This window comes from uncultured Enterococcus sp., from assembly GCF_913775425.1.
In the GTDB taxonomy this organism is placed as follows: Bacteria; Bacillota; Bacilli; order Lactobacillales; family Enterococcaceae; genus Enterococcus_G.
The window spans coordinates 1-17,644 of record NZ_CAJYIS010000084.1; the positions used below are offsets into that span (position 1 = coordinate 1).

12 protein-coding genes and 1 pseudogene are annotated in these 17,644 nt (G+C 37.3%); 8 read left to right on the forward strand and 5 right to left on the reverse strand.

Features of this window, described 5'->3' with window-relative positions:
• Positions 1 to 421: 421 nt before the first annotated feature.
• From QZ413_RS09660 to QZ413_RS09680, 5 genes are all read right to left on the reverse strand, one after another.
• Positions 422 to 994: a hypothetical protein gene (locus tag QZ413_RS09660; RefSeq protein ID WP_297079697.1), complete on the reverse strand. Its 573-nt coding sequence runs from the start codon at positions 992 to 994 to the stop codon at positions 422 to 424.
• Between the two features lie 355 nt (positions 995 to 1,349).
• Complete coding sequence (locus QZ413_RS09665) at positions 1,350 to 1,592, reverse strand: hypothetical protein (protein ID WP_297079699.1); 243 nt, start codon at positions 1,590 to 1,592, stop codon at positions 1,350 to 1,352.
• Positions 1,589 to 2,200 (reverse strand): ATP-binding cassette domain-containing protein, encoded by a 612-nt coding sequence (locus tag QZ413_RS09670; RefSeq protein WP_297079704.1) that lies wholly within the window; start codon positions 2,198 to 2,200, stop codon positions 1,589 to 1,591. Before QZ413_RS09670 ends, QZ413_RS09665 begins: the two co-directional genes overlap by 4 nt.
• Before the next feature lie 628 nt (positions 2,201 to 2,828).
• Positions 2,829 to 3,110, reverse strand: a complete 282-nt coding sequence (locus tag QZ413_RS09675; protein ID WP_297079707.1) for a hypothetical protein — start codon at positions 3,108 to 3,110, stop codon at positions 2,829 to 2,831.
• A 200-nt stretch (positions 3,111 to 3,310) separates the two neighbouring features.
• Positions 3,311 to 4,837 carry a ClC family H(+)/Cl(-) exchange transporter gene (locus tag QZ413_RS09680; RefSeq protein ID WP_297079709.1) on the reverse strand — a complete coding sequence of 509 codons (1,527 nt, stop codon included), beginning with the start codon at positions 4,835 to 4,837 and terminating at the stop codon, positions 3,311 to 3,313.
• Positions 4,838 to 4,990: 153 nt separating this feature from the next.
• On the opposite strand from QZ413_RS09680, the pseudogene pcrA reads away from it, so the two are divergent.
• From pcrA to QZ413_RS09720, 8 genes and pseudogenes are all read left to right on the forward strand, one after another.
• Positions 4,991 to 7,239: pseudogene (gene pcrA / locus QZ413_RS09685) on the forward strand (DNA helicase PcrA).
• 11 nt (positions 7,240 to 7,250) lie between these two features.
• Positions 7,251 to 9,269, forward strand: coding sequence for an NAD-dependent DNA ligase LigA (gene ligA / locus QZ413_RS09690; RefSeq protein WP_297079711.1), 2,019 nt, complete (start codon positions 7,251 to 7,253; stop codon positions 9,267 to 9,269).
• Positions 9,270 to 9,375: 106 nt separating this feature from the next.
• Positions 9,376 to 9,681, forward strand: coding sequence for an Asp-tRNA(Asn)/Glu-tRNA(Gln) amidotransferase subunit GatC (gene gatC / locus QZ413_RS09695; RefSeq protein ID WP_297079713.1), 306 nt, complete (start codon positions 9,376 to 9,378; stop codon positions 9,679 to 9,681).
• The gene (gatA, locus tag QZ413_RS09700) at positions 9,681 to 11,153 is read left to right on the forward strand and encodes an Asp-tRNA(Asn)/Glu-tRNA(Gln) amidotransferase subunit GatA (RefSeq protein ID WP_297079715.1); all 1,473 of its coding nucleotides are present in this window, start codon (positions 9,681 to 9,683) and stop codon (positions 11,151 to 11,153) included. The genes gatC and gatA overlap by 1 nt, the downstream gene beginning before the upstream one ends.
• Positions 11,150 to 12,580 (forward strand): Asp-tRNA(Asn)/Glu-tRNA(Gln) amidotransferase subunit GatB, encoded by a 1,431-nt coding sequence (gatB, locus tag QZ413_RS09705; RefSeq protein ID WP_297079717.1) that lies wholly within the window; start codon positions 11,150 to 11,152, stop codon positions 12,578 to 12,580. Before gatA ends, gatB begins: the two co-directional genes overlap by 4 nt.
• Before the next feature lie 11 nt (positions 12,581 to 12,591).
• On the forward strand, positions 12,592 to 13,614 hold the full coding sequence (locus QZ413_RS09710) for a diacylglycerol kinase (RefSeq protein ID WP_297079719.1): 1,023 nt from the start codon (positions 12,592 to 12,594) through the stop codon (positions 13,612 to 13,614).
• A gap of 102 nt (positions 13,615 to 13,716) precedes the next feature.
• Positions 13,717 to 15,084 carry a 23S rRNA (uracil(1939)-C(5))-methyltransferase RlmD gene (gene rlmD / locus QZ413_RS09715; RefSeq protein ID WP_297079720.1) on the forward strand — a complete coding sequence of 456 codons (1,368 nt, stop codon included), beginning with the start codon at positions 13,717 to 13,719 and terminating at the stop codon, positions 15,082 to 15,084.
• 1,080 nt (positions 15,085 to 16,164) lie between these two features.
• Positions 16,165 to 17,644 (forward strand): DUF262 domain-containing protein (locus tag QZ413_RS09720; protein ID WP_297079722.1); only part of this gene is annotated, 1,480 nt, incomplete at its 3' end.

Consider the following 17,644-nt stretch of genomic DNA (forward strand, 5'->3'; position numbering starts at 1 on the left):
TAACTAAAAATCGGGGAATTTGAATATAGAAATTGAAATTCAAGAAAAGCTAACAAGAAAATAAGCGATTTCTTTGGCAATGAATGCAGGGTTTGAAATCATGATTTCAAATTGATCTATCTCAAAATAACCCTTTTTTGACACGCTTTTATCTTAAAGTAAAGATATTTAGGGTGGACAAATGACAATACTAAAACTATGTAAAATTATGGACATCGCTAGTAAGTCTGTTTATGTTATTCAATTTTTAAGTCTTTATCCAATACACTAGGAATTTTAGAAAGAGCATTAAAACTCCAAAGGTAAATGATTTTGCTTATAGCAAAAAAGCTCACAGGAATACGTTGTGAGCTTTTATCTATTTTATAATTTTTTTCGATTATTCATTTAAACTTCATTAAATTTAATACAAATCAGTTCATTATCGAGAAGGTTTAGCGCGCAAAATATTTTTTATATCTTCTAAAAATAAAGGAATCATTACCAAAAAGAATATGGAAATAAACAAAACAACTATTCCTAAATTTGTAGAAACAGTATAATTTTGAATAGTTTCTTGTAATACTCCAGTAGAAATTTCATAGCTTTTCAGGTATGTCATAGGAATATATTCAGCAACTTCTTGCAAAGGTTGAATTGTATTGATAAGTAAAAACCCACCAATTATGATTAAAGTAGATAAAAGAAGCGTAATCAATTTATCTTTAAATAGAGATGAAATAAAAAATACAAAAGATACCACAAAAATAAGTGACAATACTTGTAACATGATGGTCGGTAGGATGCTTGTTTTTACTGCATCAAAATATAGCTTTTGAGTATCTAGACTATAATGCACTACCGGATAATCTAAATTTCCAGTACCAAAAAATAATGATGCTATAGCAAAGGCGAAAAAATTAAAAAATAAAAATAATCCAACTGTTACTAAAATTCCAGATAAAATATTTTTTAAAACATTTATTTTTTTAGCTTCAGGTAATAGACTATTCAAATTGATTCGATCATAATAAAATGATCCATATAGATTAGATAGCATAAAAAGGATCGTTATGGTAAATAATATTGGAAAAATATAATTATACATAGATAAAGTATATTGAATACCTGTTTTGGGAAAATCGGTATCTTCAAAGGGGAAATTTTTTTGGGATAGTATAGTGTACATTTCTAAATCTCTATTTAACGCTTTCAATGAAAGTGGATCGGGATTACTATTTTTTGTAGTTTTTATTGCCTTTTCTATGTTAGAAATCTGCCTTTTATAAACGGATTCCCAATTACCATTTGCATAATTTTTTAAAAATAATTTATCTTGTTCAACTAAAGCTATAGAATCGTTTATATTTTTATTCTAATAAAGTATAATCTGTAGAATTTTTGTCTAGTGTTTTTAATTGCTTTTTACTATTCTCAATATTTAGTGAATTTGTATTTATATTTTCTTTAATTTGTGCGCCTAAATTTACTTTATTTGCAGTCGAATTATTTAAAAATAATATACCACTAATAGCAACGATTAATAATATCATAGGAATCCAATTCGTTTTGTTTTTATAAATTTTTTTTATAAAAAATAAAAAGTAGTTCATGAATCAATCATCTCCAGATTATTATTTTTTATTGTTAAAATGTAATCGCAGTAGTTATCGATATCTTCTTTATAGTGAGAAGATAAAATGATAGTTTTTCCTTTTATCGCATATTCTTTTAAAATCTTAAATAATATTTTTCTACTATCTTCATCTAAACCGTTAGAAATTTCGTCCATAATCAAATAATCTGAATCACTTATCATATAAAGTGAAATTAAAAGTCTTTGTTTCATGCCTAAAGAATATTTTTTTATAGGTAATTTTACATATTCCGCCATATTCCATTTTTTTATAATATCAGATGTACTGATAGTTGAGGACCATTCCTTTTTTATAAAGTTCAAATAATCTAATCCTGTTAAATTAGGATCAAACCACTCAGAGGATTCCCAATAAAAAAAAGAAGTAGCTTTATTATTGTCGGATGAAAATGTTATGGATCCCGCATTATAAGGAAGTATTCCAACTATAGTTCTAAAAAATGTTGTTTTTCCAGATCCATTGACAGCAACAATACCGTACAAATTTCCTTCATGAAAATCTATAGTTACATTATCCAATATAACTTTTCTAGTTTTGATTTCTAAATTTCGAATAGATAACATAGACAATTCCTCCTATATAACAAAATTCACTATAAAATACTAGTGAGTTTTCGACTAGTATCCGTCGGTGTAATAGTTTGCTTGTTGATATCGATTATAATTCCAACTACCGCTAATTTTTTGCGTAAATTATATGAGTATCTAAACCAATATGGATATGTATATATTGATGACTTTGAGAGTTGTTTCTAAAATATTTAACTATAATTACAAAAAACGACCGTTTCATCAGCAAATACAAAGATTAGGTAAAAGTAATGAAATCTCATCTTTGTTTGATTATAGTATAACATCTAACCTTTTTTTGTAAACGTTACCAAATTGAATGATAAATGATCAAATATCGAATAATCCAACATATAGTTTGAAAAGTTTTACTTGAATCCTATGAGAAATTATAAAAGCTTAAAAACTAAAATAACAACAATCAAAAAAATGACAAAGAAAGAAGCGATAGATCATTATTCTGAAAGAAAAGGAGGAGAAAAAATATATATAACGATTCACTTAACAGATTTTCATAATGGATACGCTAGTCAGTGTCAAACGAGTCAGTATAGTAAAGTGTAAGCATAAAAAAACAGAAGTTCATTATGCACTTCTGTTTTTTTCTATCTTTGATTATTATTCACTTGATGAATGGAGTTTGTAAAAGTAATCCCCATAGCCATCCGCTTTTTTGAAGTTTGGTTAGTAGCGATTTTCCATCCGGTGTGAGGCTTTTTTGTAAAGATAAGTTTCTGAATTGATTGATTAATTCGATTTTTTCTCGTGAAGAAGAAACATTGTGCTGTGTTAGATTTTCTAGACTTTGATCGAGTATCTTATGTTCATCAGTGCTTAGGTTCGGGTGTGCATGTTGAAATTCGACGAGCTCTTTTCTTAAGTCTTGTACAAAAATGTTTTTCATATCCAATGGCCTCCTATCGATTTGATTGTTATAATGTAATTCTAATTTTTTATTCATTTTTAGTCAAATCTTGACTCATAAAATTCTTATGAAGACTCAACATATAACGTTTGATTACTCCGCTAAATCTGATCAAAGCTTTAAAAAGCGGATCAATTAAAAACACGCACTAGATGGACTAAGCATCTGGTGCGTGTTTTTTATATCACTGTATACAACTGACTGCGAATCGTGCGTAGATGTTCTTTAGTGGTAAAAATCGTCAGGATATCACCTGCTTTGATCAACGTATCACCATTGATCAAAATGACTTGATCACCACGTTGGATCGAGACGATCAATACGTGTTCAGGCCATTTGATTTCACGAATCGTTTTCCCCGCATAAGGACTTTCTAGCGTGATCGGATATTCGATTACGGTCTGTTTTGTCGAGGTCATCTCGTGTTGCCCGACTAGACGTGCTAAGAGCGATTCATAAATGGGTGCACCACCTAGTGTATCGACAACTAGATATGCAATCAATGCGACCATTCCTGTTGCCATCAAATGATGCAACGATCCAACCATTTCCGTAATCAAAATGATTGCCGTTAATGGAGCTTTCCCGATAGCTGCAAAGTAACCGGCCATACCGACAATAATAAAATTTTTCATATACATGTCATCTAGACCTAGATAACGGATCGCCACTAATGCAAACAGAGCACCCGCTAAAGCACCAAGTGTGAGGATAGGCAAAAAGATTCCACCAGGCAAAGATGCGCCGTATGAGATCATAGAAAAGACAAATCGTAACACGAGGACTCCGATCAAAGGCAGTATCGTCCAAGCTTGTGCTTCGACACCTGTAATGACTTGATGCCCGCCTCCTAATAAATCTGGGAATAACAATCCAATAGGGACGATCAAGATAAAAGGTACTATCCCATGAAAAGCAGTCGGTAACGGGATATGAGCATACCATTTTGGTAAAGCCAATAACACGACCTGATAAAAGCGTGCAAATAATCCTAATAAAAGTGCAAACACGATCAATAACCAATAATCACTAAGCGGCATATCTTGCAATTCACCAAGATAAAGGACGGGTCTGAGTCCAAATACATACAGTGAGACCATATTAGCGGTTAATGCTGAAGCAAAGGCTGTCAGCCAAACGAGTGGTGAAAAGGTATGATGGATCTCTTCGATAATGAACATCAGTCCTGCGATCGGTGCATTAAAGGCAGCTGAAAGCCCAGCACTGGCGCCACTTGAGATAAAGATCTTGCGCTCAAAACCAGTCGCTTTTGTCGTTTCCGCAAATCCTTGACCAATTGTTGCACCTAACTGGATCGAAGGGCCCTCACGACCTAAAAAGAGTCCTGAACCGACTGCAATCAGTCCGCCAACAAATTTCTTCCAAAGAACAGAAAACCAATTGTAATCCAGTTCTTCTTGCAATTGACCTTCTACTTGGGGAATCCCACTACCTTTGATCATCGGTTCTGAACGGATCAGAAGGCCTACGATTATCGCAGATCCGATCATCAAAAGTAACCAAGCAATAATCCACATAGGGTGATGAGGCAATTTGTGATAGATTTCGATACACCATTCGGTCAATGAGCCAATTCCTAAACGAAACAGACTGACGATACTTCCAGTCAGTGCACCGATCACGATACCTTTTAACACAAAACTCAAACGAGTATGATCCAAAAAATGTAATTCATGTTTCGACATGTTTCATCCTCCATTCCATCCTTATGTTACGCGCATTTGATTTTTGAAACAAGCTGAGTTTTAGAAATTCCTATATTTTTCAGATAAAATACTGAAAAATTGGGGGTGTAAATGCTATAATAATGAAGATTGCCAAAGAAAGGATGTTGAGAGATGTCATCCAAACAGACATTAATACAAGGTATGAATGAGCAGCAAAAACAAGCTGTCGAAACGACTGAAGGACCACTATTGCTAATGGCAGGTGCTGGAAGTGGAAAGACACGGGTGTTGACGCATCGCGTGGCCTACTTAATCGAAGAAAAAGAAGTGAATCCTTGGAATATCCTTGCGATTACATTTACCAATAAAGCCGCAAAAGAAATGCGCGAACGGATCCAAAAATTATTAGATCATGGAGCAGAAGATGTATGGGTCTCGACATTTCATTCGATGTGTGTCCGTATTTTAAGAAGAGATGTCGAAGCTTTAGGCTATACACGCAACTTTACGATCTTAGATCCATCTGAACAACTTTCTTTGATCAAACGTGTGCTAAAAGAGTTGAACTTAGACCCGAAAAAATATGATCCAAGAAGTTTATTAGGTACGATCTCAAATGCGAAGAACAGTCTCCAAAGCCCAGAAGACTATGAAAAACTAACGGGAAATTATTACGAAGAACAAGTCGCAACTTGTTATACTCGCTATCAAAAAGAATTAGTGGCCAACCAGTGTATGGATTTTGACGATTTGATTATGAATACGATCGAATTGTTTGTCAAACATCCAGACGTGTTAGCTTTTTACCAACGCAAATTCCAATATATCCATGTCGATGAATATCAAGATACCAACCATGCACAATATACATTGGTGAAATTACTCGCAGCGCGTTTTAAAAACCTATGTGTCGTAGGAGATGCTGATCAAAGTATTTATGGTTGGCGCGGTGCGGATATGCAAAATATCCTTGATTTTGAAAAAGATTATCCCGATGCAAAAGTGATCTTACTCGAACAGAATTATCGTTCAACACAGACGATTTTAGAAGCAGCCAATCAAGTGATTGAAAACAATACGAATCGTCGCGCGAAAAAGCTATGGACGGAACAAACATCAGGCGAAAGATCTTTTATTACCGTGGTGAAAGCGAGCGTGATGAAGGTCGTTTTGTTGTCTCAGAAATCACAAAAGCGGTTCGCGAACGCACGCACACGTATCAAGATTTTGCTGTATTGTATCGTACAAATGCGCAATCACGGATCGTCGAAGAGTCGCTTTTAAAAGCCAATATTCCGTATAAAATGATTGGCGGACAAAAATTCTATGCTCGTAAAGAGATCCGCGATATCTTAGCTTATCTAAGTGCTTTAGCGAATCCTAGTGATTCATTGAGTTTAGAACGCATCATCAATGTACCAAAACGAGGTGTCGGACCAGGATCAGTTGAAAAATTACGTGATTTTGCTTCGATGCATGAATGGTCTTTATTAGAAGCAGTCTATAATATCGATCTATCGGGAATCGGGGGTAAAGCCGGACGTGAATTAGGTAATTTCGGGCAAATGATGCTGGAATTAAGCCAGATGATCCCGTTCTTGACCGTGACGGATCTGACAGAAGAAGTCTTGAAACGTACGCATTACCTAGATGAATTGAAAGCTCAAAAAACGATCGAAGCGCAAGCGCGAATCGAAAACTTGGAAGAATTTTTAAGTGTTACCAAAGAGTTTGATCGGCAATATGCGAGACAAGAAAACGAAGAAACCGAAAGTAAATTATCCCTCTTTTTAAATGATCTAGCGTTAGTCTCTGATTTAGATTCGTATGAAGAAGAAGTGGCGCAAGTGACTTTGATGACGCTTCACGCCGCTAAAGGACTTGAATTTCCAGTCGTCTTTTTAGTAGGGATGGAAGAAAATGTCTTTCCGTTATCGCGTGCCTTACAAGAAGAAAGCGAGTTAGAAGAAGAACGCCGTTTAGCTTATGTAGGAATCACCAGAGCAGAACGTCGCTTGTATCTCTTGAATGCTTTTTCGCGAACCCTTTACGGACGAACACAATACAATAAGCCCTCACGTTTTATCGAAGAAATCGATGATACGTTATTAGAAGTAATTGGAAGAAATATTGCTTCACCAAAATCAAGTCAACGCCCAACGATCGTCCAAAATCGTCCGGCACAACGCACGGTGAGTACGTATCAGCAACCCACAAAATCAGGGGTATCAAGTAAACAACAAAGTGGAGCGCAAGAAGAGCGTTGGCAACCGGGTGATCATGTGGCTCATAAAAAATGGGGACGTGGAACAGTGGTAAGAGTCAATGGATCTGGAAGTGATTTGGAATTAGATATTGCATTTCCACAACAAGGTGTGAAACGTTTGCTTGCAGCATTTGCACCGATTACGCGTGCATAGGAGGAGATTAGATGGAAGCCAATCAAGAAATAATCGATCGTATCACCTATTTACAAGCGGAATTGACCAAATACGGGATGGCCTATTACGTAAAAGATCAGCCGCTAGTAGACGATGCGACATATGACGCGATGTATCGTGAATTAGAAGAGTTAGAAGCGACTTATCCGCAATACCAGACAGAAGATTCGCCAACAGCACGCGTCGGAGGGATCATTTTACCTGGTTTTGAAAAAGCGATCCATGAGATCCCGCTATATTCCCTTTCTGATGTCTTTACGAAAGAAGAACTGTTTGCTTTTGATCAACGTGTTCAAAAGGCGTTAGGCTATGAACCTAGTTATGTATGTGAGTTAAAGATCGATGGATTATCGATCTCATTGACGTATGAAGCAGGTCGTTTAGTCCGGGCAGCGACACGCGGTGATGGAACAGTTGGAGAAAATATTACCGAAAACATCAAAACAGTACAATCGGTACCGTTACGTTTACCTCAAGCGATCGATTTAGAGGTTCGTGGAGAATGCTATATGCCTAAAGCATCTTTTTTAGCATTGAATCAAAAACGGGAAGAAGAAGGACTAGAGACATTCGCCAATCCACGTAATGCGGCAGCCGGAAGTTTGCGCCAATTGGATTCTAAGATTACGGCGAGTCGTAATTTAAGTACCTTTATGTATACACTCGCAGACTTTGGTCCTTTGAACGTTGCAACGCAAGAAGCCGCATTGACCCATTTAGACGAACTAGGGTTTCGCATCAATCCAGAACATCGAGTCTGTGATACGATCGATGCCGTTTGGGACTATATTGAAGGCTTTCATGATCAGCGGAGTGGATTGCCTTATGAGATCGATGGTGTCGTCATCAAGGTCAATGAATTCGAGGCGCAAAACAACTTAGGCTTTACCGTTAAAGCTCCGCGCTGGGCAACGGCCTATAAATTTCCGCCAGAAGAAGCGGTGACGACGATCGAAGATATCGCATGGACGATCGGCCGAACGGGTGTGTTGACGCCGACTGCAGTGATGACACCTGTCAAAGTAGCAGGAACAACGGTCGCTCGCGCAAGTTTACACAATGGCGATTATATCGAATTAAAAGATATCCGCTTATATGATCAAGTCGTGATCTATAAAGCAGGAGATATCATACCAGAAGTCTCACACGTCTTATTGGATGCACGTCCTGCTGATAGTGTGCCTTATCCTTTGCCTACGCATTGTCCAGAATGTGGCAGTGACTTGGTTCACTTAGAAGAAGAAGTCGCGTTACGTTGTATCAATCCGAAATGCCCGGCTCAATTAAAAGAAGGATTGGCTCATTTTGTTTCAAGACAGGCGATGAATATCGATGGTGTCGGACCAAGAGTGATCGCACAACTATTTGATACCGGTCTGGTCCACGATACAGCGGATCTTTATCGCTTGGAAAAAACACAATTGATCGAACTCGAAAAGATCAAAGAAAAATCGGCTGAAAATATCTTGCAAGCGATCGAAGCAAGTAAACAAAATTCTTTAGAACGGTTACTATTTGGCTTAGGGATCCGTCATGTCGGTGCTAAAGCGGCGCGTTTACTCGCTGAAGAATTTGAAACGATCGAACGGTTTTTCACCGTAAAAGAAGAAGAGATTCTAGCGATCCATTCGATTGGACAAACGATCGCCGATAGCGTCGTGACGTATTTTGCGACACCAGAAGTACGCGAGCTTGTAGATGAATTTGTGGAAGTGGGTGTCAATACCACTTACTTAGGACAAAAACGCAATGAACTCGTTGCAGTCGATTCTTATTTCCAAGGCAAAACGATCGTTTTGACCGGAAAACTTTCCCATTATACTAGAGAAGAAGCGAAAGCGAAAATCGAAAGTTTAGGCGGAAAAGTCACCGGAAGCGTCTCGAAGAAAACCGATTTGGTCGTAGCTGGAGAAGATGCTGGGAGCAAACAAGCAAAAGCCCAAAAACTTGGCGTGCTGATTTGGGACGAGGCACAGATGGTCGCTGAAATCGACAAAGATCAAGCATGAGCGTAGGTTTTTTTAGAAATCAGTAGGGGAAACCTACTGATTTTTATTTCAAGATGTCGGATAAAATGATACAATACGAAGTAGAAATTTCGAAGAGGAGGATTTTATGGCAATTACAGAAGAACAAGTCAAACATGTTGCAAAATTAGCGAAACTTTCATTTGCAGAAGAAGAACTGCATGAATTTACGGCTCAATTAGACAAAATTATCGAAATGGTTGAAACTTTAGAAGAGATCGATACGACAGGGGTACCGTTTACCTCTCACGTGGTCGATTCGATCAACGTTTTACGTGAAGATCAAGCGGCTCCAGGTTGGGATCGTACAGAATTGATGCGCAATGTACCAGAATCTGAAGATGGATTCATCAAAGTACCAGCGATTTTAGACAATGGGGAGGCTGGCGCATAATGGAAAAATTATATACCAAAACGATCGAAGAATTACATGCACTATTAGTATCTAAAGAAGTGACGGCAGTCGACGTGACAAAGGCGATTTTTGATCGTATCAAAGAAACAGAACCTAAGATCGATGCTTTTTTAGCTTTAAATGAAGAAAAAGCTTTAGAAATGGCGAAAGCTTTAGATCTTAAAGGGATTACTGCTGAAAATGCCTTAGCTGGTATTCCGATCGGGATCAAAGACAATATCGTAACCAAAGATTTGCGTACGACAGCAGCTTCAAAAATGTTATACAATTTTGATCCTGTCTATGACGCAACCGTTATGGAAAAAGTGTACGAAGCCGATATGATTCCAGTTGGAAAATTAAACATGGATGAATTTGCGATGGGTGGAAGTACCGAAAACTCTCATTTTAAACAAACAAAAAATGCGTGGGACCAAACGAAAGTTCCTGGTGGATCTTCAGGTGGTTCAGCAGCAGCTGTAGCCGCAGGACAAATTCCAGCTTCTTTAGGTTCTGATACGGGTGGTTCGATCCGTCAACCAGCTGCTTTTAACGGAATCGTAGGAATGAAACCAACGTATGGCCGTATCTCTCGTTTTGGTTTGATCGCATTTGCGTCTTCTTTAGACCAAATCGGACCATTGACACGTACGGTAAAAGACAATGCTCTAGTGTTAAATGCCATCAGTGGCTATGACGCGAAAGATGCAACGTCAGCTGGACGTAGTGTACCTGACTTTACAAAAACAATCGATAAAGGTGTTAAAGGCATGAAGATCGCCTTACCGAAAGAGTATTTAGGCGAAGGGATCGATGCTGGCGTGAAAGAAGCGATCTTAAAAGCTGCAGATACCTATCGTGCATTAGGTGCGACTGTTGAAGAAGTTAGCTTACCTCATTCAAAATACGGGGTAGCGGTATACTACATTATCGCCTCTTCAGAAGCAAGCTCAAACTTACAACGTTTTGACGGGATTCGCTACGGTTTCCGCTCAGAAAATGTGTCAACATTAGAAGATGTGTATGTGAATTCAAGAAGTGAAGGATTTGGCGATGAAGTCAAACGCCGAATCATGCTTGGAACGTTCTCACTAAGTGCAGGTTATTACGATGCTTACTTTAAAAAAGCAGGCCAAGTCCGTACGTTGATCAAACAAGATTTTGATAAAGTCTTTGAAGAATACGACATGATCATTGGACCAGCAGCACCAACTGTTGCATTTGGAATCGGTGAAAACATCAATGATCCATTAGCAATGTATCTAGCAGATCTATTAACGATCCCAGTAAACTTAGCAGGACTTCCAGGGATGTCGATCCCAGCTGGTTTATCAAATGGATTGCCAGTCGGCTTACAATTGATTGGAAAACACTTTGATGAAGCAACGATGTATCAAGCAGCGTATGCGTTTGAACAAGCAACAGATTTTCATTTACAACAACCTGCGATTTTAGGAGGGACAAACGCATGAACTTCGAAACAATTATCGGACTAGAAGTCCACGTTGAGTTAAAAACCAACTCAAAAATCTTTTCACCAGCACCCGCTCACTTTGGGGCAGAGCCAAATACTAACACGAATATCGTGGACTGGGGCTATCCGGGTGTATTACCGGTCATGAACAAACAAGCGCTAGAATTTGGGATGCGTGCGGCATTAGCATTAAATTGCGAGATCTCAAAAGAAACGCATTTCGACCGTAAAAACTATTTCTATCCAGATAATCCAAAAGCGTACCAAATCTCTCAATTTGATCAACCGATCGGACACGATGGTTGGATCGAGATCGAAGTCGAAGGCAAAAAGAAAAAGATCCGCATCGAACGTGTGCATTTAGAAGAAGATGCTGGGAAAAATATGCACGGCATCGGCGGCTACTCACACGTTGACTTAAACCGTCAAGGCACACCGCTGATCGAGATCGTATCAGAAGCAGATATGCGTTCACCTGAAGAAGCATATGCATATTTAGAAGCGTTGCGTTCGATCATCCAATTTACCGAAGTATCCGATGTGAAAATGGAAGAAGGCTCAATGCGTTGTGATGCAAATATCTCACTACGTCCTTACGGTCAAGAAAAATTCGGAACAAAAGCCGAATTGAAAAACTTGAACTCGATGACGTTTGTTAAAAAAGGATTGGCCTTTGAAGAAAAACGTCAAGCAAAAGTCTTATTATCAGGCGGCGAAATCCAACAAGAAACCAGACGTTTTGATGAAACAACGAATAAAACACTCTTGATGCGTGTCAAAGAAGGATCATCTGATTACCGTTATTTCCCAGAGCCAGATCTACCACGTTTTGTGATCGATGATGAATGGATCGAAAAAGTTCGTGAAAGTATTCCGGAGTTACCACAATCACGCCGTGCGCGTTACTTATCTGAATTAGAACTTCCTGAATACGATGCAATGGTCTTAACGCAAACGAAAGAAATGTCTGATTTCTTTGAGGACACTCTTGCACATAACGCAGATGCTAAACAAGTTTCAAACTGGTTGATGGGTGAAGTATCCGCATATCTAAATAGCGAAAAATTAACTTTAGCCGATACGAAATTAACACCAAGTAACCTAGCAGGCATGATCAACTTGATCGCTGATGGCACGATCAGTTCAAAAATCGCGAAAAAAGTCTTCCGCGAATTGATCACAAATGGCGGCGATGCAAAAGAAGTCGTTGAAGCAAAAGGCTTGGTTCAATTATCGGATCCAGCACAATTGTTGCCAATGATCAATGAAGTATTAGACCAAAACGCACAATCAATCGAAGACTTTAAAAACGGAAAAGACCGTGCAGTTGGCTTCTTAGTCGGTCAAATCATGAAAGCGTCACGCGGAAAAGCCAATCCTGGTGTCGTCAATCAATTGTTGCAACAAGAATTGGCAAAAAGATAGAAGGTCTGAACATGAAAAAAGCGCGAGTAATCTACAATCCGACTTCTGGAAAAGAAACGATGAAGCGTAGTTTAGCCGATATTTTAGATGCTTTAGAGCAAGCCGGCTACGAAGCCAGTGCCTATGCGACAACACCCAAACCTAACTCAGCTAAGGATGAAGCAACGCGTGCGGCTTTAGCGGGATTTGATTTGATCGTAGCAGCCGGTGGTGATGGCACGATCAATGAGGTCGTCAATGGGATCGCACCACTTGAGACGCGTCCGAAAATGGCGATCATCCCAGGTGGTACGACCAATGATTATGCTAGAGCATTGCGTATCCCTCGAGATAATCCGAAAGCTGCAGCAGAAGTCATTTTAAAAAATCAGACGGTCAAGATGGATATCGGAAAAACACCGGAGCAATATTTTATCAATATTGCAGCCGGTGGTCATTTGACGGAACTGACGTATGATGTTCCATCTGAGCTAAAAAGTGTGTTTGGATATCTTGCTTACTTAGCTAAGGGAGCAGAATTATTACCACGGATCAAGCCGATCAAAATGAAATTCAAGTATGATGATGGCGAGTACGATGGCAATGCGTCGATGTTTTTCTTAGGACTTACCAATTCAGTTGGTGGTTTTGAAAAAATCGCTCCTGACGCAAAATTAGATGATGGCAAGTTTTCATTGATCATCGTCAAAACGGCCAATGTCTTTGAGATCGTGCATTTAGCTTCTTTGATGTTAAATGGCGGCAAACATATCAAAGATCGTCGAATCATCTATACGAAGACGTCAAAACTTGAGGTCTCGGTACCGTCTGATCATCATCGTTTGATGATCAATCTAGATGGTGAGTATGGTGGCGATGCACCGATGACATTTGAGAATTTGCACAATCATATCGAATTTTTTGCAGATCTCGATGCCATGCCAGATGGTGCGGTGATCGGAGAAGATGAACTGACTTCGATTGGACGTAGTTTTATCAAAGAGGTCGAAAAACTAAACGATGAAGACATCGATGGCGATGGTAAAATCGGATAAACGAGGTAAGTTGAGTGAGAATTCGCTCATCTTACCTTTTTTACTTGCGTAAGTGTCTAAAAACCGCTAGAATGACTTGAGGTTTAATAAAAGGAGAACAAGATGAAAACATACCCAGTAGCAAAGAATCAAGAAGTAGACGTAACGATCATGGATCTATCACATGAAGGCATGGGAATCGCCAAAGTCGATGGCTATTTATTATTTGTCGACAATGCCTTACCAGGTGAAGTCGTGACTATCAAAGTCTTAAAAGTAGGACCAAAATTTGGTTTTGCTAAAGTCATGCAGTATATTGAAAAAAGTCCACACCGCAACGAAGAGATCAATGAAGATCTATTACGTACCGGTATTGCACCATTAAGTCATTTAGACTACCCATCACAATTAGTTTTCAAACAAGAACAAGTTGAAAACGTGATGCGTAAAGTCGCAAAAATGCCAGACGTAACGGTATTGCCTACGATCGGGATGGACGAACCTTTTGGCTATCGTAATAAAGCACAAATTCCAGTTCAACGGATCAATGGTGAATTGACGACTGGATTTTACCGTAAACATAGTCACACATTAGTGCCAATGGAAGACTTTTTCATCCAAGAACAAGAAATCGATAAAGCGATCGTAACGGTTCGCGATATCTTACAAAAATTTGGTATCAAAGCGTATAATGAAGAAGCGCATGAAGGGTTCTTGCGTCATATCGTCGTTCGTCGTGGTCATTATAGTGAAGAAATGATGATCGTCTTAGTGACAAAGAAAACAAAATTCTTCCAAGCCGATAAAATTTGTGCAGCGATCACAGAAGCATTACCAAAAGTCGTATCGATCGTCCAAAACGTCAATGAAGAAAAGACAAACGTCATTTTAGGACCAGTCAACCGTGTCTTATTTGGTAAAGCATATATCGAAGACCAACTACTAGGCAAGACGTATCGTATCTCAGCGCGTTCATTCTATCAAATCAACACTGTTCAAGCTGAAGTATTATACAACTGTGCCATCGATGCAGCTGGTTTAACATCTACGGATACAGTCATCGATGCCTATTCTGGAATCGGTACGATCGGCTTATCTTTAGCAGATAAAGTCCATCACGTTTACGGTATGGAGATCGTCGAAGAAGCAGTTGAAGATGCACGCACTAATGCAGAGATCAATGGTATCGAAAACGCGACCTATTTAGCTGGTAAAGCCGAAAAAGTGATGCAACAATTTGCTCGCGAAGGCATCCAAGCAAACGTCGTATTTGTTGATCCGCCACGTAAAGGTCTGGAAGCGAACTTTATCGAGTCTACTATTCAAATGAAACCAGAAAAAGTCGTTTACATCTCATGTAACCCAGCGACTATGGCACGCGATATCGCCTTGTTTGCAGATAAAGGCTACAAAGTCAAAACGATCCAACCAGTCGACTTATTCCCACAAACCCATCATGTGGAATGTGTGACGGTATTGGTGAAAAAATAAGTGTATGAAGCAGTTCAGTGTCGAATCTGGACTGCTTTTTTATGCTGTATTAACAAGTAAAATCTATAAGATATAAATGTTCCATAATTCATACTAGATACTAAATTTAATAAAAAAGAGTGCAGCAAATAATGAGCACGGATGAACTACATTATGTATCTTTGGAAAATAACGTTCAAAACTATCCTGTACGTTTACCAGAAACTAAAACGAAATTTGTTGCCATGTTAAGTTGCAAGCGTTTTAGTAAAGCGAATTCAATGGCAAGATTTTTTAAGGAAGAAATTATCGTTCTTTGTCTGACTGTTATAGAGAGCAATCAAGCTTATTGTGTGTCATCTGGGATCACTTTTGGATTTAGACAGCAAAAAATTTGGTATCATCTGGTAGCAGTGTAGATTGAGCAATTGAAAAGACTAGGAATTGTGGAGTATTCTTTAGAAGTCTTAAATCAAAAGAAAACAGTAATTGCCATATATCAATTATGTAACTTCTGTGCGAAATATTTCGCACAAGGTGATGGAGGCTATTTGTTTTATAGATGATTAGATAGTCGCTCAGTGCTAGTATAGTAAAGAAACCAATAAAGTCTATCAGTCTAGCGCGAAAAAATAAGAAAAAGTGATTGAAGTGTTTTATTCAACTGCTTGAAAAAAACAACTGCACAGCCTCTAACATGGATTAATACCGATACAGCAGAACAAACGATCATAACGAGTTTACACTATAATTGTTTCACAACACGATTTAAAATGCTGTATGCTACTTAGTAAAGAAAATAACATTATAATAAGGAGTATGTTTCTAATCGATTTTGTTATTTATTATACTTTTGATTAGATAGAATAATACACCTCTTCGTTAATGATGACTGATGAAGAGAAATTTTATAAACCAAGGTAAGTAGAAGAATCTTCTTATTCTAATTTTTCTGTTATATCAGTTTTTTTGTAGGTGTTCTAAAAAAGAAACATTAGATATTATAAACAAGCTTTAATGATTTTTTTCTGGGGTAAGATGATATATATATAGTTGATGTTATAATAATTTTAGAAATCTTTTTATACGAGGGAGCGCTTTATGACAAGAATAGATTTGAATAACGATTTGCTCAATCAAGAGATTGAGAACTCGAAAGCTATTGAAATTTATCGTGCTGGTAAGTTTATTGGGAAGTATATACTTGAAAAAACTGAAGCGATAACAGAAGTTGAAGTAGGTAAAGTTATAAATTCAGAAAATGAATATTTCGTACCAGCATATCAAAGAGGATATCGCTGGACTAAAAAGCAAGTTAAGGATTTGTTAAATGATATTTGGAATTGGCAAGAAAATGCTAGATATTCTTTACAGCCGATTGTAGTTAACCAGTTAGATGATGGTCGAATAGAGTTAGTTGATGGGCAGCAGAGACTAACTACTATTTACATAATTTTAAAAGCATCTATGTTATTCGAAGATAATATTAAATATCAAATTGAATACGAAACCAGAAAAGGAACGGCGGAATTTTTGAAATTTTATTTGGATAACGAATCGAAAAGCTCAGAAAATATCGATTGGTTTTATATGCATCAATGTTATATGACTGCCAAAAGTTATTTTGAAATCCACGATTCTAAAAAATGGATAGATAAGCTCTTAGATGGAGAAAAAGGGGCTTTTTTTATTCAGTATCAAATATTGAAAGAAATAGATTCTCGTAAAGTTGAGCAAATTTTTACAGGATTAAATGCTGGAAAAATTCCTCTGACCAATTCAGAGTTAGTGAAGGCACTGATTTTAAGAGAAAATAATTTTAAAAATGAGACTTATCATAATGAATTTGTCGAGATAGCACAAGAATGGGATCGAATTGAAAAAAGACTTCAAGAACCTAATTTTTGGGCTTGGTTGGGGCAAGATTTAAGTAACAATTCACCTCATATCGATTTTATTCTTGATGCTGTTGCTGATTTAATCAAACAAGAGAAAAATTATAGTTTAGAAAAGAAAGTATTTCAAGAATTATATAGTTATAATGTTATTAATAAATATTTTCGTGAAGGAAACAATATAGGCATTGTATCGACTTTTTGGAAAAAAGTTAAACAATGTTTTATGACATTTGAAGATTGGTATTCAGATAATGAAATATATCATCTTGTGGGCTATTTGTTAAATGCGCAAAAAGTCGACATTAAATCTTTATATCAACAATATCTTGAACATGATTTTTTTGATTTTAAGACGTTGATAAAAAAGATAAATTTTGATGAATTATCACTTGAATCTATAGATTTACGAAGAGGATTGTTGCTTTTTAATATAGTAACATGTATTAATACTAAGTCTAAGTTTCGTTTCGATGACTATGTAGAAGGAAATTACGATGTAGAACATATATCTCCACATAGTGGTTTTGATAAAATCCAAAAATCAAAAGAAAGAGTTGAATGGATTAATTCTATACGTGATGCCAATTTATCTATTTTTTCTTCACTATCATTTGAGGATGTTGGGGTAATTGTTAAAGATGATAAAAAGTTTATTGATTTTTATAATTCTGTAATTATACTAA